This is a genomic window from Rothia sp. HMSC064F07, assembly GCF_001837265.1.
In the GTDB taxonomy this organism is placed as follows: domain Bacteria; phylum Actinomycetota; class Actinomycetes; order Actinomycetales; family Micrococcaceae; genus Rothia; species Rothia mucilaginosa.
The window spans coordinates 83,446-108,392 of record NZ_KV831926.1 but is presented as its reverse complement, the minus strand read 5'-3'; the positions used below and the strand labels follow the sequence as shown (position 1 = coordinate 108,392).

Annotated in this window: 17 protein-coding genes; 7 read left to right on the top strand and 10 right to left on the bottom strand. The window is 61.3% G+C overall.

Annotated features, from left to right (window positions below; genetic code table 11):
* Positions 1-120: 120 nt before the first annotated feature.
* The 3 genes from pyrE to HMPREF2712_RS02885 form a co-directional block, all read right to left on the bottom strand.
* Positions 121-702, bottom strand: a complete 582-nt coding sequence (gene pyrE, locus HMPREF2712_RS02895) for an orotate phosphoribosyltransferase (RefSeq protein WP_005507935.1) — start codon at positions 700-702, stop codon at positions 121-123.
* 65 nt (positions 703-767) lie between these two features.
* Positions 768-2,360, bottom strand: a complete 1,593-nt coding sequence (locus HMPREF2712_RS02890; protein ID WP_070819226.1) for an anthranilate synthase component I family protein — start codon at positions 2,358-2,360, stop codon at positions 768-770.
* Between the two features lie 27 nt (positions 2,361-2,387).
* Positions 2,388-2,720, bottom strand: a complete 333-nt coding sequence (locus HMPREF2712_RS02885; RefSeq protein WP_005504230.1) for a rhodanese-like domain-containing protein — start codon at positions 2,718-2,720, stop codon at positions 2,388-2,390.
* Positions 2,721-3,030: 310 nt separating this feature from the next.
* Here HMPREF2712_RS02885 and HMPREF2712_RS02880 point away from each other — a divergent pair, with 310 nt between their 5' ends.
* The 5 genes from HMPREF2712_RS02880 (at position 3,031) to HMPREF2712_RS02860 (ending at position 9,501) form a co-directional block, all read left to right on the top strand.
* Positions 3,031-4,491 carry a peptide MFS transporter gene (locus HMPREF2712_RS02880; RefSeq protein ID WP_070819225.1) on the top strand — a complete coding sequence of 487 codons (1,461 nt, stop codon included), beginning with the start codon at positions 3,031-3,033 and terminating at the stop codon, positions 4,489-4,491.
* A 341-nt stretch (positions 4,492-4,832) separates the two neighbouring features.
* Positions 4,833-6,023, top strand: a complete 1,191-nt coding sequence (locus tag HMPREF2712_RS02875) for a Fic family protein (RefSeq protein ID WP_070819224.1) — start codon at positions 4,833-4,835, stop codon at positions 6,021-6,023.
* 245 nt (positions 6,024-6,268) lie between these two features.
* Positions 6,269-6,793, top strand: a complete 525-nt coding sequence (locus tag HMPREF2712_RS02870) for a DUF4242 domain-containing protein (protein WP_005504223.1) — start codon at positions 6,269-6,271, stop codon at positions 6,791-6,793.
* A gap of 30 nt (positions 6,794-6,823) precedes the next feature.
* The gene (locus tag HMPREF2712_RS02865) at positions 6,824-7,909 is read left to right on the top strand and encodes an acyl-CoA dehydrogenase family protein (RefSeq protein WP_070819223.1); all 1,086 of its coding nucleotides are present in this window, start codon (positions 6,824-6,826) and stop codon (positions 7,907-7,909) included.
* A 257-nt stretch (positions 7,910-8,166) separates the two neighbouring features.
* The gene (locus HMPREF2712_RS02860; protein WP_070819222.1) at positions 8,167-9,501 is read left to right on the top strand and encodes a uracil-xanthine permease family protein; all 1,335 of its coding nucleotides are present in this window, start codon (positions 8,167-8,169) and stop codon (positions 9,499-9,501) included.
* Between the two features lie 291 nt (positions 9,502-9,792).
* Here HMPREF2712_RS02860 and HMPREF2712_RS02855 read toward each other — a convergent pair whose 3' ends face one another.
* The 3 genes from HMPREF2712_RS02855 to HMPREF2712_RS02845 form a co-directional block, all read right to left on the bottom strand.
* Positions 9,793-10,605 (bottom strand): HAD family hydrolase, encoded by an 813-nt coding sequence (locus HMPREF2712_RS02855; protein ID WP_070630097.1) that lies wholly within the window; start codon positions 10,603-10,605, stop codon positions 9,793-9,795.
* A 93-nt stretch (positions 10,606-10,698) separates the two neighbouring features.
* A complete protein-coding gene (locus HMPREF2712_RS02850; protein WP_070630098.1) occupies positions 10,699-11,244 on the bottom strand; it encodes a YbhB/YbcL family Raf kinase inhibitor-like protein in 546 nt (181 codons plus the stop codon).
* A gap of 83 nt (positions 11,245-11,327) precedes the next feature.
* The gene (locus HMPREF2712_RS02845) at positions 11,328-12,263 is read right to left on the bottom strand and encodes a carbohydrate kinase family protein (RefSeq protein ID WP_070819221.1); all 936 of its coding nucleotides are present in this window, start codon (positions 12,261-12,263) and stop codon (positions 11,328-11,330) included.
* Positions 12,264-12,550: 287 nt separating this feature from the next.
* Between HMPREF2712_RS02845 and HMPREF2712_RS02840 the strand changes: the two genes are divergently transcribed.
* A complete protein-coding gene (locus HMPREF2712_RS02840; RefSeq protein ID WP_070819220.1) occupies positions 12,551-13,987 on the top strand; it encodes a glyceraldehyde-3-phosphate dehydrogenase in 1,437 nt (478 codons plus the stop codon).
* Positions 13,988-14,134: 147 nt separating this feature from the next.
* On the opposite strand, the gene HMPREF2712_RS02835 is transcribed toward HMPREF2712_RS02840, so the two are convergent.
* The 4 genes from HMPREF2712_RS02835 to HMPREF2712_RS02820 form a co-directional block, all read right to left on the bottom strand.
* Positions 14,135-15,331, bottom strand: a complete 1,197-nt coding sequence (locus HMPREF2712_RS02835; protein WP_049326811.1) for a putative glycoside hydrolase family 15 protein — start codon at positions 15,329-15,331, stop codon at positions 14,135-14,137.
* Positions 15,321-17,036, bottom strand: coding sequence for a GT4 family glycosyltransferase PelF (pelF, locus tag HMPREF2712_RS02830; protein ID WP_049326812.1), 1,716 nt, complete (start codon positions 17,034-17,036; stop codon positions 15,321-15,323). Before pelF ends, HMPREF2712_RS02835 begins: the two co-directional genes overlap by 11 nt.
* A gap of 33 nt (positions 17,037-17,069) precedes the next feature.
* Positions 17,070-18,425: a hypothetical protein gene (locus tag HMPREF2712_RS02825; protein WP_070615777.1), complete on the bottom strand. Its 1,356-nt coding sequence runs from the start codon at positions 18,423-18,425 to the stop codon at positions 17,070-17,072.
* A gap of 476 nt (positions 18,426-18,901) precedes the next feature.
* Positions 18,902-23,791, bottom strand: a complete 4,890-nt coding sequence (locus HMPREF2712_RS02820; RefSeq protein WP_070615775.1) for an NAD-glutamate dehydrogenase — start codon at positions 23,789-23,791, stop codon at positions 18,902-18,904.
* A gap of 240 nt (positions 23,792-24,031) precedes the next feature.
* Between HMPREF2712_RS02820 and HMPREF2712_RS02815 the strand changes: the two genes are divergently transcribed.
* On the top strand, positions 24,032-24,946 hold the full coding sequence (locus tag HMPREF2712_RS02815) for a shikimate dehydrogenase (RefSeq protein ID WP_070615773.1): 915 nt from the start codon (positions 24,032-24,034) through the stop codon (positions 24,944-24,946).
* The last annotated feature ends 1 nt before the right edge of the window (position 24,947 follow it).

Sequence of the window (24,947 nt, the reverse complement as noted above, 5' to 3'; positions counted from 1 at the left end):
GCCATCTTACAGACAAAAACCCGCACCACCAGCCACACACAGTAGCCAGCGGCACGGGTTCACCCGCCGCAACGGGAACGTCTTAAAAATTCACGAGGTCCTAGTCCAAGCCAATAGAGACTAGTCCAGGCCCAGCTCATCCTTCGAGTACGCGTACAGGCACGGAACGCCCGCAACCTCTTCCACATGCTCCTTAGCGCCGGTCGCACGGTCAACAATCACAGCAACCGCCACAACCTCAGCGCCAGCCTTACGCAGCGCCTCAACAGCAGTCAGCGCAGAACCACCGGTCGTGGAGGTGTCCTCAACAGCAACCACGCGGCGACCCTCAACGCTCGGGCCCTCCACCTGACGGCCCATGCCGTAAGACTTCTGAGCCTTACGCACCACAAACGCGTCAATCGCACGGTCCTGATCACCAGCGGCACGCATAATCGCGGTACCCACCGGGTCAGCACCCATGGTCAGGCCGCCAGCAGCCTCAAACTCGATGCCGTTCTTATCCAGCAGGTCCAGCATGACCTGACCGACCAGGCGAGAAGCCTCGTGGTGCAGGGTGATGCGGCGCAGGTCAACGTAGTAGTCGGCTTCCTTGCCGGAGGCGAGGACCACGTGCCCGCGCACCACAGCCAGCTCAGAAATCAGCTGGCGCAGGCGTTCACGGGCTTCTTCAATGGGGAGGTTTTCAGAAAGCTTAGTCATAGTTCAAGTGTAGCGGCTCACGTGCAGGCGGCGCAGGCTATTCCCTGTGCTATTCCAGCGCTAGGCTATTCCACCACGCGACCCACCGACGGCGGCAACGCAGCGCGCAGCTTCGTCAGCATCTCCTCATACTCGGCGGTCGGGTCGGAATCAGCCACGATAGCGCCACCCGCGGCAAGAGTCACCACGCCGTCATCGTGCGCCACGAGCGTGCGAATCACAATCGACAGGTTCGCCGAACCATCCGCCGACACAAAGCCCAGAGCACCCGAATACACGCCGCGAGCGCGACCCTCCAGACCCTCAATAATCTGCATGGTCGAAGGCTTCGGGGCACCCGTCATCGAACCGCCCGGGAAGCACGCCCGCGCGGCGGTCACCGCAGAAATTCCCTCACGCAGACGCGAACTGACCGTAGACACCAGCTGATGCACCGTCGAATAGCTCTCCACGCCCATGAGCACGGGCACGCGCACGGACGCCGGGTCAGACACCGTGGACAGGTCATTACGCAGCAAATCCACGATCATGAGGTTCTCGGCGCGGGTCTTCTCATCGGTACGCAACCATGCCGCAGCGGCGGCATCTTCTTCCGGGGTGGCGCCGCGAGCAATCGTGCCCTTAATTGGCTTGGTTTGGGCGTTGCGGTGCGTATCCACGCTCAAAAAACGCTCCGGCGAAGAAGAAAGCACCGAAAAATCACCGCACCGCAGGTACGCCGCATAGGGTGCCGCATTGTGGGCGCGCTGGCGGCGGTACAGTTCAAAGAAAAGCTCCGGGCTCGGATTCTGGATGCGCGCGACCGTCTGCGCGGTCAGGCACACCTCGTAGCTGTTACCCTCGTAGATTTCGTGCTGACTAGCGCGAACGGAGTCCATGTAGGCTTCCGCGGCGGGTGCCGGGAAGAGCAGGGGCTCGGTGAGCTCGGGGGTATTTACGGGAGCATTTTCGGAGGCGCACTCCCCCGCCGTATTCAGCACCGCATTCAGCACCGGGGTCAGCGCCGCGCTCAGCAGCCGCTCCGCCGCCTCACACCACGACTCATCACCCACCAGCCAGCTACGCGCCGCAGCCCCCGGGCGGGCATGCTCATGCACCAGGTAGCGGACCGCCGGCAACCACAGAGAATCCGGGGTCGGCGCCTCATGCGCCGGCAGGTAGCCGGGCACCGGGTGGCCGTGCTCCATGCCCATGGCGGCACGCGCCTCATAGCCGAAATAGCCCACGTAACCGCCACGCAAACCCGCGGGCAGACCGGTTGCCGCCGCGGTATCCGGGTGCACGCGCGGTGCGCAGGCGAGCGCCGCCTCCAGCTGGGCGAAGGGGTCTTCCCCGCCAGACTCAGCCGCCGCACGCGCCGAATCCACGCGCAGGGGCGACAGCTGCGCCGGGACCACACCCACATACGAGGCAACCGACATGGGCGACTCCTCACGCGCCGAATCCAGCCAGAAGGAATACTCGGCACCACCGGTCAGCAGCGGGTACGCCTCCTCGCAGTTCACCGCGAAAGGAAGCGGGCGCACGACAAGCTCCCGCGTCTGCGCATCCCACGGGATGCTCTGCAGAATACTCAGCAGGGCATGAGGGGACGCAGAAGCGGGAGCGTTCGGGGTAGAAAAAATACGGTCCGCGGAAGTTTCAGTCACGGACTCCATTGTATGGCGTGCAGGCGAACTGGCGGTTTAGTGAACGACTGCGGGTGCTTCGCCGTTTTCGCTGGTCATCGGCAGGCCGGCAGCGAACCATGCACTGGTGCCGCCCGCAATGTTGTGTGCGGCGTAGCCGTGCTCGCGCAGGAAGGTTGCCGCGCGGTTCGAACGGCCGCCGCCGTGGCAGATGACGTAGAAGTCTTCGCCGGGTGCGGGCAGTTCTTCCAGACGCTCAGCGATGGTGCCGAGGGTGATGTGCTTGGCACCGGTGGCGTGGCCGCCCTCCCACTCGTAGTCTTCACGCACGTCGATGATAGTTGCGCCTGCGGGAACGTCGCGGGGGTCAACCTGGGGTACAGCGGTCATGGGGTTCTCCTTTGAAATGGTTAAAAATGAGCCGGTCGGCACGGCGGGGTGCCGGGTGGGCATAGTTATGGTTCCACTCTAGCGCTTTGGGGGTGCGTGGCGCATCTAGCCCGGTATTTGGGGGTTTGCGAGATTCGGAAGCAGTGCATACGAAAAAATCGAAATGGTTTTTCATGCACTGAATAAGAGTTTATTCTGTGAAATATAGGTGCGTGCCATGTATACATATGCATGGGCAAGGGTATACACTTATACACATATTGCCCGGGTCACACAGAACCCCGGGCTTGCACAGAAAAGAATTACCACCATGTCCAACACCATCACAGGTGCCGAACCCAAGGACACCAAGACCTTCTTCGGCCACCCGAGCATGCTCGCGAACCTGTTCACCGTAGAAATGTGGGAGCGCTTCTCCTTCTACGGCATGCAGGGCATCATGATCTACTACCTGTACTACACCACCGACAAGGGCGGCCTGGGCCTCGACAAGGACCTCGCCACCGGCGTTATCGGCGCGTACGGTGCAGTCGTGTACCTCATGGCAATCCTCGGCGGTATCCTCGGTGACCGCATCCTCGGCCCCGAGCGTACCCTCTTCTACTCCGCCATCGGCATTATGGCGGGTCACATCTCCCTCTCCCTCATCCCCGGCATCCCCGGCGTGGTGATTGGTCTGCTGCTGGTCGCTATCGGCTCCGGCGGTCTGAAGAGTAACGCATCCGTGCTGGTCGGTTCGCTCTACAGCGACAACGACTCACGCCGCGACGCAGGCTTCACCATCTTCTACATCGGCGTGAACACCGGTGCACTGATTGGTCCGATCCTGACCGGTTGGGGCTGGAGCACCTGGGGCTTCCACATGGGCTTCGGTTTTGCCGCAATCGGTATGGCTGCCGGCCTGATTCAGTACTCGCTGACCCGCAAGAACCTGCCCGCCTCCGTGCACCACGTGGGCACCCCCTTCACCGGCGCCCAGAAGCGTAACTTCTTCCTGGCACTGGTCGGTATCGTCGTCGTTCTCGGCATCCTGCTGGCGACCGGTCTGATGACCGCAGACAACCTCAAGAACTGGGTCATGGGCTTCATCTTCATCGGCGCTATCGCCCTGTTCGCACAGATGCTGACCGCCAAGGACGTCACCTCCGATGAGCGTTCCCGCGTCACCGCGTTCATCCCCCTGTGGATTGCAAACGCCGTGTTCTGGGCACTGTACCAGCAGCAGTTCACCGTCATGGCGGTGTACTCGGATGAGCGCCTCAACTGGAACATCCTGGGCATGGAGCTGAGCCCGAACCTGGTCAACTCCATCAACCCGATTTTCATCATCGTCTTCGGCATGATGTTCTCCGCCCTGTGGACCAAGTGGGGTGACCGCCAGCCGGTCACCACCCTGAAGTTCTCCGCAGCGCTGATCATTATTGGTCTGGCGTTCTGGATCTTCCTCGCTCAGGCGGGCGTTCAGAGCGTGAACGTCGGCTGGATCGTGCTGATTCTGTTCGTCTGCACCATCGCTGAGCTGATTATTTCGCCGGTGGGTATTTCGCTGGCGACCAAGCTCGCACCGAAAGCGCACCGCGTGAACATGATGGCGCTGTACTTCACCTCCGTGGCAATGGGTACCGTGCTCTCCGGTTGGCTGGCTCCGTTCTACAGCATGGAGACTGAGGTTCCCTACTTCACCTGGATGGGTATTATCACCATCGCGACCGGTATTCTGCTGTTCCTGGTGCACAAGCCGGTTCAGAAGATGATGCGCGGCGTGAAGTAGCCACAAAGTTACTTGCCTGCACTGCTGACTCGCTGTTTCAGGCGGCGTGAGCATATAAGGCTGAGGGCCCCGAATCCTTGAAATATCAAGGGTTCGGGGCCCTTGTGTATGCACTGATGCATGCCTCGGTGTATGTGCCAGCAGTCGGAGCGCCGGAATGTTGAAGGGAGGTTCAGGAGGGGCGGGTTTAGGGGCATTCGGGACATTTTCTTTAATGAGACAATCCGCGCGAATTTTCTTATTAAGCGCCTTAATAAGAAAATCGAAGTGTATTGTCTTATTAAGACCCCCCATAAGACCAGCAAGACGACACCGATGAAGAGGAGGAGGGAGGAGGAACCATGCCCTCAGCCATCACCTGGCCCGCTCTCACATGGGAGCCGCAAACCCCCTGGGTTCACCGTGACGCCCTCGCCTCCCGACGCGCAACGCGCCGCAACTCCGGCGCCTTCTCCAGCGCCGTACCCGCCTCCATTGCCGCACTCAACGTCGAACTCAGCCCCGCACTGCGAGTGCGCCTCCAAGAGAACGCCACCGCAATGACCCGCTTCGATGAGCGGCTCCACCACATCGGCGGCATCCCCTTCTCCGCGGTTCTTCTGCGCGGCGAATCCGCCTCCAGCTCACAGATTGAAAACCTCACCGTTAGCGCACGCAGGCTCTCACTGGCTGTCCTGGGTGCAAGCGGGTCGAAGGTCGGCGTTAACGCCGAGCTGGTGGCGCGCAATGTTCACGCCATGCGTGCAGCCTTGAACACCGCAGAGAACATTAGCGTCGATAATATCCTCGCGATGCACCGCGAACTGACCCGCGGCCTGCAGCAGGACTCCGGTGTACTCCGCACCCAATGGGTGTGGATTAAGGGTGATTCGCCGGTAACCGCCGACTATGTGGCACCGCATCACGAGCGGGTTCCTGCCGCCCTCGAAGACCTTGTAGCCTTCATGAACCGCCGCGATATTGACCCCCTCGCACAGGCGGCTATCGCGCACGCCCAATTTGAAACGATCCACCCTTTCACTGACGGCAACGGCAGAACCGGACGAGCCCTCATCTCTGCGCTCCTGCTCGCCCGCGGCGTTACTCGCCACGTGATTCTGCCCGTCTCCTCCGGGCTGTTGCACGATACCGACGGGTACATTCAGGCGCTCACCGACTACCGTGCAGGCGATGCTGAGCCCATCATCGAGCTCTTCATCGACGCCGCGCAGAAGGCAATCACCAACGCAGAAATCCTGGCGCAAGACATTGAAACCCTGCGCGATGAGGTGCTGTCCATTGCCCAGCGTAAAACCCCTCTCCTGCGTTCCCTCACTGACCTGTGCTGCACTGAGCCCGCCTTCACTGCGCACATGGTGGAGGAGCACACGCAGGGGTCCCGAGCTAGTGTGTATCGCCTCCTCAACCGCATGGTGGAGCTGCAGATTCTGCGTGGAGAGCGCGTCAAAATTCAGGGGCAAAAAGTGTGGACTGTCCCCGCTCTCAACCGCGCCCTCGACGACTTTGCGGCACGAGCAGGACGACGCGGATAGATGCGCCATCGGGTTCGATAACCGCGCAAAAATTCTGCGGCCGCAGGCGGGTTCCCGCACGCGGAACTGTGACGATTTATGTCTCCGCGTGAACGCGCGTGACGAAACACAGGGTCAAAAAGGGACGCATTAAGCCACGAACAGAAATCTACTAGACAGCCCTCAACCACAGGTCTAAGGTGAATCCAGAACGAGCCGGAAAACCTTCCGGCACGACCCTTCAACCCTTAGCCGAGGAGAAAATCATGGCACTTTACCTGGTAGAACTGACCCCCGCACAGCCGTCCAAGGACGAAGCAACCGCGCTCATCGAGACCGTCAACTCGTCCCTGACCAACGGCGCCGAGCTCATCGAAACCCAGGTCTCCGCAGACCACAAGATCGTCTTCGTCATCGTCGAATCCGAGAACACCGCATTCGGCCCCGACCTCGCCGCAGCAATCGGTGAGCGCGCAACCGTCGCAGGCCCCGACGCAGTCCGCCTGGTCGGAGCAGAGCTCGAAGACATCAAGAAGCTCAAGAAGGACGCAGACTACCTGGTTGAGTGGGACATCCCCGCAGAGATTACTATGGAACAGTACCTGACCCGCAAGAAGGCAAACGCCCCCAAGTACGCTGAAGTACCCGAGGTTTCCTTCCTGCGCACCTACGTTCGCGAAGACACCGCAAAGTGCCTCTGCTTCTACGACGCACCCGACGAAGAAGCTGTTGTTCGCGCCCGTAAGGCCGTCAGCACCCCCATCGACCGACTGTTCAAGCTGCACGCATAGACGCGATGCTCCCCGCTTAGGAGAAACCCCATGTCCGAGTTCACTCTCGAACCCCTCTACGATTACCCCCAGCGCGAGCAGGTGCTCGCACTCGCCCGAACCCACGCAGATGCTGTTGACCGCGGCGAGCGTTCTCCCTTCGAAAACCTGCGCGAAATCGCTAAGGACGGCCTGATTACCCTGGGTCGCGACGGCGGTTCCCTGGTCCCCCAGGTTTCGGTGGCTTTCGACCTTGCCACCGAGGACGCCTCCACGGCGTTCTCCCTGTGGGCTCACCGCTCCACCATTGCGTTCTTTGACGCTGTGGGCCGCGAGCTGCCCGCCGGTCTGGCGGCTGCGACCGTCAGCGGCACCACCGCCATGGCGGCGGCGTACAAGGAGGCTTCGGGTCTGGCACCGATCAAGGTGGAGGGCACCCTCGTTGAGGGCGGTCTGAAGCTGAACGGTTCCGTGTCGTGGGCGTCGAACCTGTACCCGGGCGGCGTGATTGTTCTTCCGGTGGCTGTGCAGAACGCCCCGGAAAGCCACCCGAACCGCTACATCGTGACCGTCCGCCAGGACGTCGAGGGCCTGAGTGTTGACTACCACCGCAACCTGCTGGCGCTGAACGGCACCGAGTCCGGCACCCTGAAGTTCGAGGACGTTTTCGTTCCGAGCGAGGACGTTCTCAGCGACAACATTGAGGCGTTCCTGCACGATGTGACCGCGCCGTTCCTGTTGGTTCAGTCGTCGTTCTGCCTGGGTCTTGCTGCTGGTGCTCTACAGGAGGCTGCTAAGCATCTGGACGTCTCGCAGGGCGTGTTCCGCCCTGAGTTCCCGCTGATTCTGGCGGAGTACCAGAGCCTGCGTGAGGAACTGGTTCGTCTGGCTTCTGAGCCGGAGCGTGCTGAGCGTCGTGACTTGCTGAGCCTGCGCCTGGGTGTTTCGCACTTTGCAACCATTGCTACTCACTTTGAGCTGCAGGTTGTTGGAGGCGAAGGTTACGTGGCTGATTCCCCGACTGCTCGTCGCCTGCGTGAGGCGTCGTTCCTGCCGGTTCAGTCCCCGACCGAGGGTCACCTGCGTTATGAGCTGGCGCGTTACGATCACCTGGAGAACCTGCGTGACGCTCTCTAAGCCATTGAGCTGTGTGTAGCGAGTGTTTTTATTCGCTCTTTGCATCAATACCCCGTATATGCCTTGAACTGCATATACGGGGTATTGATGCGTTCTGGGCTATATATTCGGGGTTTGGGGCTCATCATAAGAGAATATATGCCCCGCTCAACGTATCCCTGCTCATATTTACACCCGTTTAGCTGTGACCTACAGCCACGTACGCGTAGAATTATGTGGAATTTTATACACCACCACATTCACCTCAGGAGCTCCCTTTGAGCATCTCTAAGCTTCTCGGCTTTGACTGGTCGATCCACGGCGACGGCCGCAGTATCAAGCCCGGTTCCTTTGTTGCCCCGAACGAGCGCCTCGCATGGCCGATTACCATCGGCATCGGCGCGCAGCACGTGGTCGCAATGTTCGGCGCGACCTTCCTCGTGCCGATCATTACCGGATTCCCGCCGGCAACCACCCTGTTCTTCTCGGGTATCGGCACTGTCCTGTTCCTGCTGATTACCCGCGGACGCGTCCCCTCCTACCTGGGTTCTTCGTTTGCGTTCATTGCACCCCTGGCGGCTGCCATGAACTCGCACGGCCCCGCTGGTGCGCTCGGCGGTATCGTCATGGCGGGTGTGGCGCTGTTCCTGGTCGGTCTGATTGTTCAGTTCGCTGGCACCGGCTGGCTGACCAAGCTCATGCCCCCGGTCGTAACCGGTTCGATTGTGGCGCTGATTGGCTTCAACCTGGCGAAGAGCGCTAAGGACAACTTCATGGTGGCACCGGTGACCGCGCTGGTGACCCTGTGCTCCATCATCCTGATTTCGGTCCTGTTCAAGGGCATCATTGGTCGCCTGTCCATCCTGCTGGGCGTGGGCATCGGCTACATTACCGCCGTGATTCGCGGCGAGGTGGATTTCTCCAAGATTGACAAGGCAGTTGAGACTCAGGGCATCGTTGGTCTGCCGCAGTTCCAGACCCCCGAGTTCCACTGGGAGCTCGCCGGCCTGTTCATCCCCGTGATTCTGGTGCTGGTGGCTGAGAACATCGGCCACGTGAAGTCTGTTGCGCTGATGAGCGGCAAGAACCTGGACGACTACTCGGGTCGTGCCCTCATGGCAGACGGTCTGGCAACCACCATCGCCGGGTTCGGCGGAGGTTCGGGTACCACCACCTACGCTGAGAACATCGGCGTGATGGCTGCAACCAAGGTGTACTCCACCGCGGCGTACTGGGTGGCGGCTATCTTCGCGATTGCGCTGTCCATGTTCCCCGCATTCGGTGCGGCAATTGCGACCGTTCCCGCGGGTGTTCTGGGCGGTGCCGCAACCGTGCTGTACGGCATGATCGGTATGCTCGGTGCACGTATTTGGAGCGAGAACCGCGTGAACTTCTCGAACCAGATCAACCTGACCACCGCCGCTGTGGCGCTAATCGTGGGTATTGCGGACTACACCTGGACCTTCGGTGAGCTGTCCTTCGCCGGTATTGCACTGGGTACCGCTGCGACCCTGATTATCTTCCACCTGATGACCTTCATCGCGAAGTACACGAAGGCTGCTGGCGACCCGCTGGAGCCCTTCGACCCTGAGAAGAGCACTGAGGGACACTAGAGCTCCATACGCTTACGCCCGTTGGGAGTGATGTTCCTGAGGCGTAGGCTGTAGAAAAGCGGCCCGGATGGATTGGTTTCCATCCGGGCCGCTTTTGCGTCTTCTGGACGTTACACACAGCTACCACCCTACTTAGACACAAATCAGATATAAATCAGACACAAAAATTTGAGTCTAGACTCAAATGTTTTTTATGTGTAGACATAAAAGTTTATGTCTGAGTTATGTCTGCGGAGGCTCACCCAGCCGCTAGCACCGGATGGCTCGTGCTGGATAGCTAGTGCTAGGCGGCTAGGACCGTTCGGCGAGCATCGCCTCAATCGTCTGCGCCACACCGTCCTCATGGAAGGGCGGGCAGGTACGCCCCACCTTCGCAATGAGCGCCGGCTGCCCCGACGCCATGGCGAAGCCCTCCCCCGCCCAGCAGAGCATCTCCGCGTCATTCGGCATGTCACCAAACGCCATCACCTCGTGCGCCTCAATGCCGTGGCGTGCCGCGAACTTCTCCAAAATCCGCCCCTTATTCACGGTCTTAGAACCCATCTCGACGAGCGGCTCACCGACCACGCCGCGAGTCACCGACACCAGCGAACCGACCGCCTGATGCACGCGCGCCTGCAGAATATCCGGGTCCATGCCGGGCACACGAATCAGGTACTTAATGACCGGAGTTGAACCGATACGTTCGAGCGCCTCGGCGATTTTCGCCTCCACCACGCGGGCGCCCTCAAGTACCTCGCCGCCGTCGTGCGGGCCCTGAATGTAGACGGTGTCCACGGTTTCGAGGGTGTAGGTGGCGTCAGGGAACATGGGCTCCAGCAGTTCGTGAGTACGGGCAATCACCGCGGGGTCTGCACCGTTGACTTCTTCCACCTCGTTCGCGCCCAGGTGGTACACCACGGCGCCGTTGGAGCAGATGGCGTAGGAGTCGAAGTCGGTCTGCTCGCGCAGGGGCGTGAGCCAGCGGCTCGGGCGGCCGGTGACGAAGACGATGTCAATCCCGGCGGCGCGGGCGGCCTCAAGGGCGCGCAAGGTCCGCGGACGGAATCGGAAGTCGTGCCCGATGAGGGTGCCGTCCAGGTCGCTGGCGATGAGTTTAATCATGCAGATATGCCTTCAATGGTGGGGTGTATCGGTGCTGGTCAGGGTGCAGGGCTGGTTGGTGGGCGGGGCTGGTGAGACTGTGCCGGCGTGCCGCTATGCCGCCGGTTCCGCGTAGGTGACGGTCAGGAACGCACGACCCAGACCGTGGCCGAGCAGGTTAAAATTCACGACGGCGGGGCTGGTGTTCTCGTCAATGTCGAGCTTCTCCACATCCACGGCGGTGACGCAGAAGATGTAGCGGTGCGGGCCGTGACCAGCCGGAGGGGCAGCACCCAGGAAGCCCGCCACACCGGCGTCGTTGCGGTGCGTCAGGGCGCCGGCGGGTGCATCCGCGCCAGTGTCAATACTGGTCACGTTGGCGGGAATGTTGGAGACAGTCCAGTGCCAGAAGCCACTGGGGACCGGCGCATCCGGGTCGAAGCAGGTCAGCACGAAGGACTTGGCGCCCTCGGGGAATCCGCTCCAGGACAGCTGCGGGGAACGGTCCTGACCGCCAGCAATGCCGAAGAGTGCGGAGCGCATCCATTCGGGGGCGGTGCCGCCGTCCTGAATGTCGGTGGAGGTCAGGGTGAATTCGGGTAGTTCGGGCAGGCCCGCGTAGGGTTCGCGGGGCAGGGGTGCGGTGCCGATGTTGGTCATGGTGCTCCTCAGCGTTGGGGTGCGGGTGGATATGGCGACGCCGGCGGACAGAGTGAGCTATCCGCCGGCGAGGCGTAGATTATTTAGCCGTTGAGTACGGCGTCAAGTTCTTCGCGGGTGGGCGGGTTAGCGCCCGCGCGGGAGACGGTGATGCCGGCTGCGGTTGCGGAGAAACGCAGCAGGTCGGCGATGTCTTCGGCGGTCAGTGCAGCGACCTTGGCGCGCGCCTCAGCACCGGCGATACCACGGTCGAGCAGGCCCGCGATAAGCGCCGCCATGAGGGAGTCACCGGCACCGACGGTGTCCGCAACCTCAACGCGGTGTGCGGGCTGGCTGACGCCCTCTGGGTACTTCTTGGTGAAGGCGATGGGGCCGTCCTCGCCGCGAGTGATGACCATCAGCTCAGCGCCGAGGTCAAGCCATGCGCGTGCGGTGTCGTCGAGGGAGCGGTCGGGGTAGAGCCACTGCAGGTCCTCGTCAGATGCCTTCACGACGGTGGAGAGGGACACGAACTTTTCAGCCCAGGCGCGGCCCTCGTCGACGTTGTGAATGAGGGTGGGGCGGCAGTTCGGGTCGTAGCTGAGCAGGGCGCTGTCGCGGGCAGCTTCGAAGGCCGCGGCGACCACGTGCGCGCCGGGTTCGAGCATGGCGGCAATGGAGCCGGTGTGCACTGCATCGGAGGTGCGTGCCAGTTCGGTGAGCTTCTCAGCGATGGAGTCGAGGGACCAGGTGATGTCGAATTCGTACTCTGCCGCGCCGTCGGCACCGATGGTTGCCTGGGCGACGGAGGTGCGTTCAGCACTGTGCTCGAAGGGCAGAGTTACCTGGGATGCTTCCAGGTGTGCGTCAATGCTCTTGCCGTAGGCGTCGGGGCCGTAGTGGCCGACGAAGTTGGTGGGGTGGCCGAGGCGGCGTGCGCCGACGGCTACGTTCATGGGCGATCCGCCGGGGTAGGCGCGGGTTTCTCCGTCGTGCTGGTGGACGACGTCTACGAGTGCTTCACCGATTACAGTCAACATGGTTTCAATTCTACTCATGTTTTCCGGGCCGTGGAGTGTGTTTTTGTGGGTATTTAAAGTGGTTTTACTTTTCCTTTTGAGGGCTTATGTTGGCTTGTCGTGTGGGTTCACAAACTGCCTTCTGTCTCTTCTGACTTTTAGCCCCAATATCACTAATTTTGAGGCTCCGGAGGGGTTCGCACGGGTTAGACTTAAACCGACGCCGGGTCTTAACGCCCGGCACGGTATTGACGCGACAGCATCGTCGCGCCTACCCTCCAACGACGAAGTTAGGAAGAAGGTCATACGTGACGACTGCAACCGCTACCTGGGTTAACCGTGAGGCTACCGCAGAGGAGCTGATCCCCCTCATCGGTAAGCTGCACCGCGAGAACGGCGTGGTGCTGAGCATTCACGGCCGCAGCCTGGTCAACAAGTCTGTCATTGAGCTGCTGAAGCTGCACGATTTCGTATCCCACATCGACGGTGCGCCCCTGAACCCCGCGCACTCCCTCGAGCTGGTTCGCGCCCTGGTTGAGCTGAACCTGGGCGCGTGCTCGATTAACATTGCTGCTCTGCACAAGGCACACCACGAGGCGGGCTCCCCCGAGCTGTCCATGTGGCTGCCCGAGCAGCTGGGTTCCTCCGTGAACCACCAGGGTGACCAGCCGAAGGAGCAGGACGTTGTGCTGTACGGCTTTGGTCGTATTGGTCGCCTGCTGGCTCGTATTCTGCTGGAGCGTTCCTCCTCGCCGCTGGGTTCTGGCCTGAACCTGCGCGCTGTTGTGGTGCGTAAGAACGGCGATAAGGACCTGGTCAAGCGTGCATCCCTGCTGGAGCGCGACTCGGTTCACGGCCCCTTCAAGGGCGTTATTGAGGTGGACGAGGAGAACAGCACCATCATCGCTAACGGTGTTCCGGTTCGCTTCATTTACTCCTCTGACCCGACCACTGTCGACTACACCGAGTACGGCATCAAGGACGCTCTGCTGGTGGACAACACCGGCCGCTGGCGCGACGTTCCGGGCCTTGAGCAGCACCTGAACCGCCCCGGCATTTCTCGTGTTCTGCTGACCGCTCCCGGTAAGGGCGACATGAAGAACATCGTGTTCGGCGTGAACGACAACGTCATCACCGATGAGGACAAGATCCTCTCCGCAGCATCCTGCACCACCAACGCGATTACTCCGGCACTGAAGGTTCTGGATGACGCATACGGTGTTGAGCGCGGCCACGTTGAGACCGTTCACGCATTCACCAACGATCAGAACCTGATCGACAACTTCCACAAGGGTGACCGCCGCGGTCGCTCCGCTGTGCTGAACATGGTCATCACCGAGACCGGTGCTGCAAAGGCTGTTTCGAAGGCTCTGCCGCAGCTGGAAGGCAAGCTGACCGGTAACGCGATCCGCGTTCCCACCCCGGACGTCTCCATGGCAATCCTGAACGTGAAGCTGACCAAGCCCGCAGGTTCCGCTGAGGAACTGAACGAGCTGTTCCGCCGCGAGTCCATCGACGGCGAGCTGCGCCGCCAGGTGGGCTACTCGGATTCCCCCGAGGCTGTTTCCACCGACTTCGTGGGTTCCCGCACCGCAGGTGTTGTGGACTCGCTGGCTACCGTGGTGACCGATGACTCCGCAATTGTCTACGTCTGGTACGACAACGAGTTCGGTTACTCCTGCCAGGTGATTCGCGTTCTGGAGCGCATGGGCGGCTACGACGTGCCCTCCTACCCCGCTAAGTAAGCTACCCCAGCTCATCTAGCACACATATAGCAAACCCACCGGTACATATAGCCATTTGGCTATATTGCCGGTGGGTTTGTTTATGAGGTTATATGCGCAAATAAGGGGTGTCGCACAGAAGCTCAGAAGAGCTACGCGAGCGGTGAATTACGCCTTACGGCGGTACACCACACCCTGATGTGCCCGCAGCGTGAAGCTCAAGGGCACTGGGCGGTTTGCCGCATCCACCAGGCCGGAAGGAACCTTCACGGTCACATCCTTCGAGCCGGTGTTCAGGGCAGCCCAACCGCGCGTAAAGGCACGAGTCTGAGCGGTCTTCTGAGCGATAATGCCGCCGACCGGATCGCCCAGGTCGTAGGAAAGCTCCGGGGCGTGCGGGATCTCGTCGTAGGCGTCGTGGTGGGTTGCGCTGATGCCGGTGAAGGCGCCTCCACCAAACACCCAGAAGCCCGCCAAACCGTACAGGAAGTTCTCATCCGTACCGGTAATAGCAGCCTTGCGGTCGCTGAGCGGGGTACGCAGAATCGTCACCTTCTTCTGCGAGGCGGCGCTACGGCCACCCAGACCCGCAAAAGTAGTACCCAGGTTCACGTCGCCCGCCGAGCCGTTCGCAATCTCACGACCCTGCATCACGGCGTACGGCGAAGACAGGTAGTCGTTCGGACCCCAGCCGAGCCACACCTCCTCAAAGCCGCCACCGTAGGCGCTGTGACGCTCCCACTTGCCGTAACGCAGACGAGACTCAGCAATATTGGGCACCAGAATCTTGCCGATTTTATTCAGCTCAATACCGGCGTACGCGACCAGAAAATCCAGGTGCTCACGGATCTTCGTCATAGACTCCACACCCTGGATGGGCAAGTTCAGGTCGTAGTAGTCGTTCTCGATGTCGTTATCCGCCATGACCCCGTCGAAGGGTGAGTTACGCATTTCGCGCACCACAGCGTCCACCCACTGCCAACGGTAGTCGGCGTTCCACACCTGCATCTGGAAGTGCTTGGGGTAGCCCTTCCATTCGATACGGTCACCGTTGAGGCGGTGGGCGAAGAAATCCTTACCGGAGTTCGCCATCGATTGCGCCAGCGGGTAAGAGACACCCGAAGAATAGATCGGGCCGGGCTCATAAGAGCGGGTGGAGGACAGGCACTTGTACGCCAGCACCACCATTTGAGGTGCACGCTTCTTCAGGTAGCGTGCCGCGTCCAGTTCCCAGGGCTGCAGGATTGCGACAGAGTAGTTCTTGACCGCAAAATCGAGCTGCTGCTGGGTAATGGGCTTACCGCCGTAGCGGACCCAGGCACCAAATTTGCCGGGTCCGCCCAAGCGGGTGAGTTTATTCGCCATCGTACTCCGGGTCGAATTCGGGGGCGCGAGGGGGCAGCTTGCCCAGCTCGCGGTAGATCGTGTTGTAGCGGTCCATGACCAGTCGCAGCTGGAAGAAGCTGACGATACGGTCGTAGGCGTTCACACAGTAGCGTTCGTAGATGCTGGGCTCCTCCATGAGGGTGCGCAGCGCCGCCGCGAAGCCGTGAATATCGCCGGGGATGGTCAAGATACCGCAGTTACCGATTTCGTGGCCGTCGGGGGCGACCAGCACATCGTCGATGAGCTGGGACATACCGCCCACGTCGGTGCTGACCAGCGGGATGGACGCAGCCATCGCCTCGAGCGCCACAATCGGCTGACCCTCATTGTAGCTGGGCATGAGCAGCAGGTCGAAGCGGTCGAGCATCGCACGCACGTTCACGGTGCCGTGGAAGGTGATGTACTCGCCCATGTTGAGCTCTTCGATGGTGCGCAGGCACAGCTCGTAGTACTCGGGCAGGTGGTCCTTGGGGCCGAGCACGTCCAGGTGGAAGTTCACCAGACCCTGATCGCGCAGCACCGCGAGGGAGCGAATCAGGTCGGTCAGGCCCTTAATAGGCACCACGCGGGCGATGAACACGAAGCGCCACACGTGGCCGCGGCCCTCAGCGAGGATGCGGGCACGCGCCGACTGGCGGGCGTAGTAGGCTTCCGCCACGGACTCGATGAGCATACCGTTGGGCAGAATGATTGCGCGGTCCTTCTCGCCCGCGTTCATCTGGTCGATGGGCGCACCAATACCGCGTGCCTCTTCCAGTGCCTTGGGGTACAGGTAGGTTGCCATGTCGGCGCTGGGGTAGCAGAAGCGTCCCATTTCGACGAACCAGACGGACCAGGCACGCTCGTCGAGGGTGACCGGGCCCAGGCCGGGGTGCTCACGCTCCTCGTTGAGGAAGGCGTAGTCGGTGGTGACGGGCTTCGCCATGTTGCGCTCGAGCTTGGTGTTCACGGTGTCGCGAATGTACAGGTTGTGCTCGGTCAGCAGGAAGCTGGTGCCGTGGTCACGTGCGGCTGCGGCGGCGATGAGTGCCGCGTACCCGGTGGTGTGGGCGTGGTAGACGCGGGCGTGCGGCATCCGCTCGTGCAGGATCGCAAAGAGGATGGAGACGAAGTCGCGCACCTTCCAGAAGAGCTCACCGAAGGGCACCTCGGAGAAGAAGCCCAGACCCGCAATCGCCTGCATGAACTCACGGGTTCCGAAGAGACCGAAGAGGTTGTAGCTGCGGGTTGCGGGGTTGATGCCCTCGTCGTAGAGCTTCCAGAGGGGGTTCACGTCGCCGGCGATGAGGGCGCTGAATCCGTCCATGAGGCGCTGGGTGAGCGCCTGACGCTCCGCAAAGTTCATGCGCAGTGCGGAGGGGTCGCAGGCTTCCGCGAAGGCGTCGCGGTTGACTTCCAGGCTCAGGTACAGCACCTTGACCCACTTGACGTTCTCGGGCATGCCGTAGAGGTCTTCGTGGGGGGAGTTCTTATCCCAGGCGATGTGAATAATGCCGTAGGTCAGATCCGGGTTTTCGCAGACGATATCGTGCACCACCGCGGACACCCCACCCTTGAGGTAGGGGTAGGTGGATTCCATGATGATGGCGACGTCAACGTCCGGGTATTCGGGGTCGCTGTAGTGGGGGCCGGGAGCCGGAAGCTGCAGCGGCGCGTAGTGGTTTCGGTACATCTGTTCAGTCATTGTCGTGTGTATCTTTCGCGGACCGTGCGGTTCTTACCAGGCGAGGGCTCGACGCCAGAAGAGGGAGTACTCGGGTGCAGCCCACGCCTGACGGTAGACGCGGTAGCATGCGAAGGCGAGCACTGTCTCGCCCACGATGATGGGCAGGTAGCCGGTCTCGTTGGGCAGGATCATGAAGGAGATGAAGAGCAGCACCAGGTGCGCTGCGGAGAGCAGCTGCACGGTGACGTACATGGTCATGTACTCGATCTGGTAAATCAGCAGTGCCACTGCAACGAAGAGGAACGCCACGACCAGGCCGGAGAGCGCCAGCGGGTAGGACTGCGGCAGGAAGATGAACATCAGGATGCCGGTGACAATAGCGCTGGCGATGTAAATCAGCAGGGAGTTACGGATAGCGTGGTTGGAGGTGCGCAGAGCCTTCGAGGACTCCTCCTGAACACCCTTGTAGGGCAGGCGGTCGAAGATGGTCCACAGGTGCTGGATGCTTGCGTTGACGCGGTCTGCCTCCACCACGAAGAAGTAGTTGTAGGCGATAACGCAGGGGATCAGGCTCAGGTAGATTGCCACGACGTTGATTTCACCGCCGGTGACCAGGAAGAGCATGTACTTATCAGCCCAGATGATGGAGCCGGTGAAGAAGCCGCGCAGGGCGTCGAGCGCAATGTCCTTGAGCGGGATGCGCGCGAAGTGCAGCAGGTGCACCAGGTCCTTACCGAGGCTCACAAGCAGGATGAGCGAACCAACCAGCGGCGGCAGGAACCAGATGACGGGATAGCAGTACAAGGCAAGAGTGTAGCCAAGCCACGCGATGAACCAGATGATGCGGTTCTTCGCGAGGTTCGGGATGACCAGCAGCTGCGCGAACGCAATGTTGAGAACGCCCAGGACGAAGAACGCACCGAATGCAGTCGGGCTCCAGTGAAGAACGAGGGCGACCGGAATTGCGAAGAGCAGCACCAGCGGCATGGTCATGAAGAAGAGATAGAGCCAGTTGCGGGTGAACGCGGTCAGGTCGGTAATGTCCTGGAACTGCGGCTCGGACATACGTGCGCGTACGGCTCGTGCTTCGGCACGCTTGAGCTGGTGCTCAAGGGTTTCAGCGTGAATACGCAGGCCTTCGCGGGCATCCGCAATCTTCTTGTGCTCCATCTGGATAGCACGGTAAAGGGGCAGGCAGGCTGCCTGGCTGAGCCAAGGAACGGTAATGGACGCCGCCAGAATCACCTGGATCAGGGGTACACCATCAAGGTTGTACCGGTTAATGGTCGGGGTGACCATGGGGAAGACGGTGGTCAGCAGGGCGACCGGAGAGACGTAAAGCAGAAAGTTAATGAGGAGGCGCCATGCGCTGTTGCTTTTTTCCTCAGTACCGTGGTTGGTAGACAATCTTGCAGACTTTCAGTCGATAATCGTAAAGATTAGGGGCAGTGTGTTTGAACAGCACCGTGTGACGCGCCAGGGGAAAGAGTCGTCGTACCGAGAAGTGCCGGGTCCCCATGGCTTGCGCTGATGCCGCCGTGAATCAATATACGGCATATATCAACTAAAACCTTTGGTTTCCTTAACCCTCTACTTGATATTTGGAGGGATTTAGGACACACCCACATAATGCGCATCACACAAGAATGCAAAACATCTAGTGAGAGCAATATTCTATGCAATATACGCGGGGTGCAACAACCTTGATTTGGGTGCTCCACGCTAGGTGCTGACGCGCTGGCACACCGGCACAAGGTTCACCCAACCAAGGATCCCCCGCACTACCTGTGCACGCACCATGTGTCCCTGCGCAAAAGCATCCCGGCCCCTCCCACCGGGAGGGAACCGGGATGCTCTAAGCGACCCTAACGGGCCTTAGCTATTTAGGATGCACTCGAGAGAGTACGCAGTGCCACGGACACTACAGCCAGGCGCGGGTGACCCGTGACGTCCAGAGCGGCCTCGCCAATCTCCTTCAGGATGCGGTCGATGTTACCCACGCGGGTCGGGTGCTCTTCAATCCAGGTAGCCAGTGCCTTCTGCGCACCGTCCACGGTGGAGAAGTCACCCTTCGCGCCCTCTGCCACAGACAGTGCCAGACCTGCAGCGGTCTCGTAGAGGCTGCCGCGCAGTGCCTGACGTGCCAGGATCTCCCAGCGGTCGCTGCGGGGCAGGTCGGAGATGAGGCCGAGCAGCTCGTCCACCTTGAAGCGGTCGTAGGTTGCGAAGTAGACCGGTGCCAGCGAGGTTGCCTCGAAGTCGTGGTCGCGTGCCGAACGGATGACGTCCAGCAGGGCGTAGCCCTCGAAACCGCGGATCCAGATGACGATGAGTTCCTCGGGCAGGCCCCATGCCTCGCCTGCGTCGCGCTTTGCACGAACACGCTCGCGGGAGGTACCGGAGAGGTACTCGGGCAGGTTATGGCGCATCTCGACGACGGAACCGAAGGTCTCCAGCAGCTCAGAGATGCTGGTGCCAGCAACCACGCCACGCTCGGTGATGAACCAGCGGACAGCACGATCCAGAACGCGCTGGTTGTCGCGCAGAACGGTGAACCATGCGTCCAGCGGGGTCTTCGGGGGCAGTTCGCGGTGCAGCTTAGCTGCGGTGCCCAGCTCGAAGAGCTCGCGAGCGACGATGAAGGCGCGTGCGACGGAATCGATACCGACGTTGAACTCCTCCATCACGCGGTATGCGAAGGTGATACCGCCAATGTTGACCAGCTCGTTAGCGACGCGGGTGCAAATGATTTCCTTACGCAGCGGGTGCGAGTCCAGGTGCTGACCGAAACGCTCGACCAGTGCTGCCGGGAAGTAGCTGCGCAGAACGCCTTCCAGGTAGGGGTCGTCCGCGAAGTCGGTCTGCTCCAGTGCGTGGGTGAGGTAAATCTTCACGTACGCAGCCAGGACGGACAGCTCGGGGCGGGTCAGGCGGTCGCCGGTGGTCTCCAGACGCTCGTCCAGCTCCTCGTCGGTGGGCAGGAACTCGACGGCGCGGTTCAGGCCGGCGTGCTCTTCCAGGTCGTGCATGAGGCGCTTGTACAGGTTGGTGCCCAGGAAGGAGCCGTGGAACTCACCCTGCAGCAGAACGTTCTGCTCAACGTTGGTCTCGAGGACCTTGCCGCCGACCTCGTCCTGCAGGGACTCGATGAAGGAAGCACGCTCTTCGCTGGACAGCTCGCCGTGTGCCACGAGGCGGTCCACCAGAATCTTGATGTTGACCTCACGGTCACTGGTTTCCACACCTGCGGAGTTGTCGATTGCGTCGGTGTTGAGGATAACGCCGTTGAGCGCAGCCTCAATACGACCCAGCTGGGTGAAGCCGAGGTTACCGCCCTCGCCAACAATCTTGGCGCGCAGGTCCTTACCGTTGACGCGCAGTGCATCGTTAGCCTTGTCGCCAACCTGTGCGTTGGTCTCGGTGGATGCCTTCACGTAGGTACCGATACCGCCGTTGTAAATCAGGTCGACCGGTGCCTTGAGGATTGCGGAAATCAGCTCGGTCGGTGCCAGCTCGGTAACGGACTCATCCAGGCCCAGAACCTCGCGCACCTCGGGGGTAATCTCGATGGACTTCAGACCGCGAGAGTACACGCCACCACCGGCGGAAATCAGGTCGCGGTTGTAGTCCTGCCAGGAGGAACGGGGCAGGTTGTACAGGCGCTGACGCTCGTCGAAGGACACTGCCGCGTTCGGGTTCGGGTCCAGGAAGATGTCGCGGTGGTCGAATGCTGCGACCAGGCGGGTTGCCTTGGAGCGGAGCAGACCGTTACCGAACACGTCACCGGACATGTCGCCAATGCCGACTGCGGTGAACTCTTCGGTCTGAGCGTCGTGGCCGAGCTCAGCGAAGTGACGCTTGACGGACTCCCATGCACCACGTGCGGTGATGCCCATAGCCTTGTGGTCGTAACCGACGGAGCCGCCGGATGCGAAGGCGTCGCCCAGCCAGAAGCCGCGCTCCAGGCTGATTGCGTTTGCGGTGTCGGAGAATGCTGCGGTGCCCTTATCCGCTGCAACCACCAGGTAGTAGTCGTCAGCGTCGCGTGCTACAACACCTTCGGGGCGGACAACGGTCTCGGAGCCGTCGGTGCCCACTGCGAGGTTGTCGGTGACATCCAGCAGGGAGCCGATGAAGACCTTGTAGGACTCGCGGCCCTCGGTGATCCATGCGTCACGATCCACTGCGGGGTCGGGCAGCTGCTTGGGGTAGAAGCCACCCTTCGCGCCGGTGGGGATAATGACGGCGTTCTTCACCATCTGGGCCTTGACCAGGCCGAGCACCTCGGTGCGGAAGTCGTCACGGCGATCCGACCAGCGCAGGCCACCACGTGCAACGCTACCGAAGCGCAGGTGAACACCCTCAACGCGCGGGGAGTAGACGAAAATCTCGAACTTGGGGCGGGGCAGGGGTGCGAAGTCGATCTCCTGCGGTGCCACCTTGAACGCGAGTGCGGGGCGGTCAGCAAGGTATGCGTTGGTGCGCAGGATAGCGCGGATAACCTTGCCGAGGGAGCGCAGGTAGCGGTCAGCGTCCAGGGTGGGGATCTGGTTCAGTTCCTCAACCAGGGCTGCTTCGATTTCGTCACGGCGTGCATTGCGCTGCTCATCGTTGAGACCGTTGTTCGGGTCGAAGCTGACCTCGAAGAACTCGACCAGGTGCTTGGTGATGGCCGGGTTAGCGAGCAGGGTGTTCGACATGAAGGACGGGGTGTAGCCCAGGCCCAGCTGAATCAGGTAGTGGTTCAGGGCACGGAACAGACGTACTTCCTGCCAGGTCAGGCCCTCAGCCAGGATCAGGCGGTCCAGGGTATCGGACTCGCGCTCACCGAGCAGGTAGGCGTTCAGGGCATCCTCGTACAGGGAAGCCACAGCGTTTGCGTCCACGCCCTCGGGGAATTCAACTCCGAAGTCGTAGAGGTAGCCGTAGTCTTCGCCGTCCTCAGGCTTGAACTCGTAGGGCTTCTGATCAACAACGACCAGACCCATATTCTGCATAACCGGCAGAAGCTCGGTGAGGGTGTGAGGTGCGGACAGGTAGGTCTTCAGTCGGGTGGTGTTGGCTTCGCCGGCTTCAACCTTGATTGCGGCGGGCTTCTGGCCCGAGAGAGATTCAAGAATCACGATATCCTCGATTGCTTGTTCTACTGTGTAATCGGCTCGGTAGGCTGCGCTAGTCGCATCTGCCCAGGCTGATGCGAGTCGGCGGCCTGCCGCTCCGGGTTTCCATGCCTCAATAGCAGCTGCGGTTGCTTCCACCCAGGAGCGGGCGGCTTCTTGCAGTCGCTTTTCGAGAGCTTGATGATCCGTCTTCGGCACATCGTTGGGGTTGGTGAGCCGAATGCGGAAAAATAGACGCGCCAACGATGAGGAGGACAGGTACACCTCATGGTCGATGGCACTAAGATCAAATTCCTGTTGGAACACCCTCTGGATACGGGAGCACACGTTCGTGTTGTAACGATCCCGAGGCAGGTACACCACGGCGGAAATAAACCGGTTGAACCGGTCAGCGCGCAGGAACAGGCGGGTCTTGCGGCGCTCCTCCAGGCCCATGATGCCGCCGAACGTATCGGTCAGATCATTAGCGGAAGCGTGCAGCAGCTCCAGGCGCGGGTAATCCTCCAAGGCACCCAGAAGCGCCTTGTCAGAGTAAGAACCGGGGTGGTAGCCAAGGCGGCGGCGCACCATCGCGATACGCTCACGCACCAGCGGAGTCTCAATAGCGGGCAGTGCGTACGCCTGGCGGGTGAACAGACCCAGAATGACGTACTCACCAATCACGCGGCCGTTCAGGTCGAAGCGGCGCACACCAATGTAGTCCAGGTAGTCGTTCCGTGCGACAGTGGAGCGGGAATTCGCCTTCGTGATGTACAGGGGGCGCGGGAACAGGGCACGCTCCAGGGTCTCACCCGAAAGGGGGATGCGGCTCCTACCCTCCGTGGTGCGCAGAATACCGAGCGCCGAACCGGGGCGGTCCACCAGAGAAATAGCGCCGGAGGTGCCGTCCAGCACACGCTCCTTAACACCCATGAACACGAAGTTGCCGCGGGCCAGCCAGCGCAGGAAGTCCTGTGCCACCTCCACACGGGATGCAGGCTCCACACCGCGCGGGTTGGCGGCGTAGGATTCCTCACCATGACCCAGGGTTGCGCCGCGCAGGTCGTACATGGACTGCGCCAGGTCGAAAACGCGGGCGACCATGGCATCCAGGTCGGTGTGGCAGGCGCGAACGTCAGCGAGGACGCGCTCAACTTCCTTCTCGCAGCGGCGCTGCTCTTCCTCAGTGAGGTAGCGGGTCAGGCGAACCGCAATCCAGGATTCAATAGCGACAGTGGTACCCGCCGGGGCGTTCTCGCTGAGCTTGAGGGAGGGCACGCCAAGGGTGGCGGTATCACCGCTGGCAAGGTTGCCGCGCATGCCGGTGCCGCGCAGGCTCAGGAGGGTACCGTCCGGGCCGCGTTCAGCGAGGAAGGTAGGGTGAAGAATGGTGACGAAACCACCAAAGTGCGTGGCAAGGCATGCGGTCAGGGAGCTGACGATGTGCGGCATGTCGTCGGTCGCGACGTACAGGGTGGTGTTGTACTCGTCGTTGCGTGCGGCAACGACAGGGGTCTTGGGCAGGCGGATTTGAGCCAGCGCACGGTGGGTGCGAGCCAAATCCTCTAACTCTGCCGGGGTGAACTCTTCACGCTCATCTTCGGGGCTGTTCAGGAAATACTGCTCGACCCATGCATCGGCGCCAGCGAAGTGTGCCATAGCCTTGTCAGTCATTGACAATCTATCCTCCGAATATCGGTATCACTTCACTGTGACGGTGTCTGTGTGGTCTCATGTGCGCGCCGTGGCGCGCGAGCACTTATACCAAGCTTATACCTTCGAGGTGTTTCTGTCAGACATATCGCTCTTGTGGGCGTAGAAATTATTTTTATCTTCTTCCCAACTCCAGCGCGCATTTGGTACGGGTTCAAGAAAGTAGGTGCATCTTACGAGGCGGACACGTACAGTGAAACTATGAGTTTGCGTACTGAATCTTTCCTGGTGGGCCTCATTGGTGACGGCATCACCTCCTCCCTGACCCCTCCCATGCATGAGGCGGAGGCGGACGCGCACGGGGTGCGCTACCTGTACCGCCCCGTCGACCTGGACGCCCTGAACCTGGATGGCGCCTCCGCCCCGGCGCTTCTGGATGCGGCGGCGCTACTCGGCTTCAACGCTTTCAACATCACGCACCCGTGCAAGCAGTCGGTCATGGAGCACCTGCACGAGCTTTCGGATGCGGCACGCGCCCTGGGCGCGGTCAATTGCGTAGTGATTGGCGAGGACGGCAGCTTCTACGGCGACAACACGGACTACTCCGGGTTCATTGCGGGATTGAAGCGCGGCCTGCCGCAGGTGGCGGAGAACCCGGCGCGCCTGGAGCACGTGGTGCAGCTGGGTGCTGGCGGTGCCGGTAGCGCCACGGCGTACGCGCTGTGCCGCCTGGGGGTGCGCCGTCTGAGTCTCTTTGAGCGTGACGCGGCGAAGGCGCAGGAGCTTGCGGAGCAGCTGGGCGGGCTCTTCCCGCAGACCCGGGTCGAGGTGCTGAGCGACGATGAGCGCTTGATTGAAGCTCTACTACAAGCTCAGGGTTTAGTGAACGCAACCCCGGTGGGTATGCACGTGCATCCGGGTATGCCGTTGAGCGAGTCGGCGCTGAACGCCGGGGTGTTGCGTGAGGGCCTATGGGTTGCGGATGTCATCTACCTGCCGCAACAGACGCAGCTGGTGCGCGCGGCGCGTGCCGCCGGGTGCGAGGTGCTGACGGGCGGCTACATGGCGGTGGGTCAGGCAGTGGATGCGTTCCGTCTCTTCACCGGATTGGAACCGAACGCTGAGCGTATGGCGGCGCATTTTGAGGCGCTGATTGCAGCTCAGCAGGGGGCTTAGA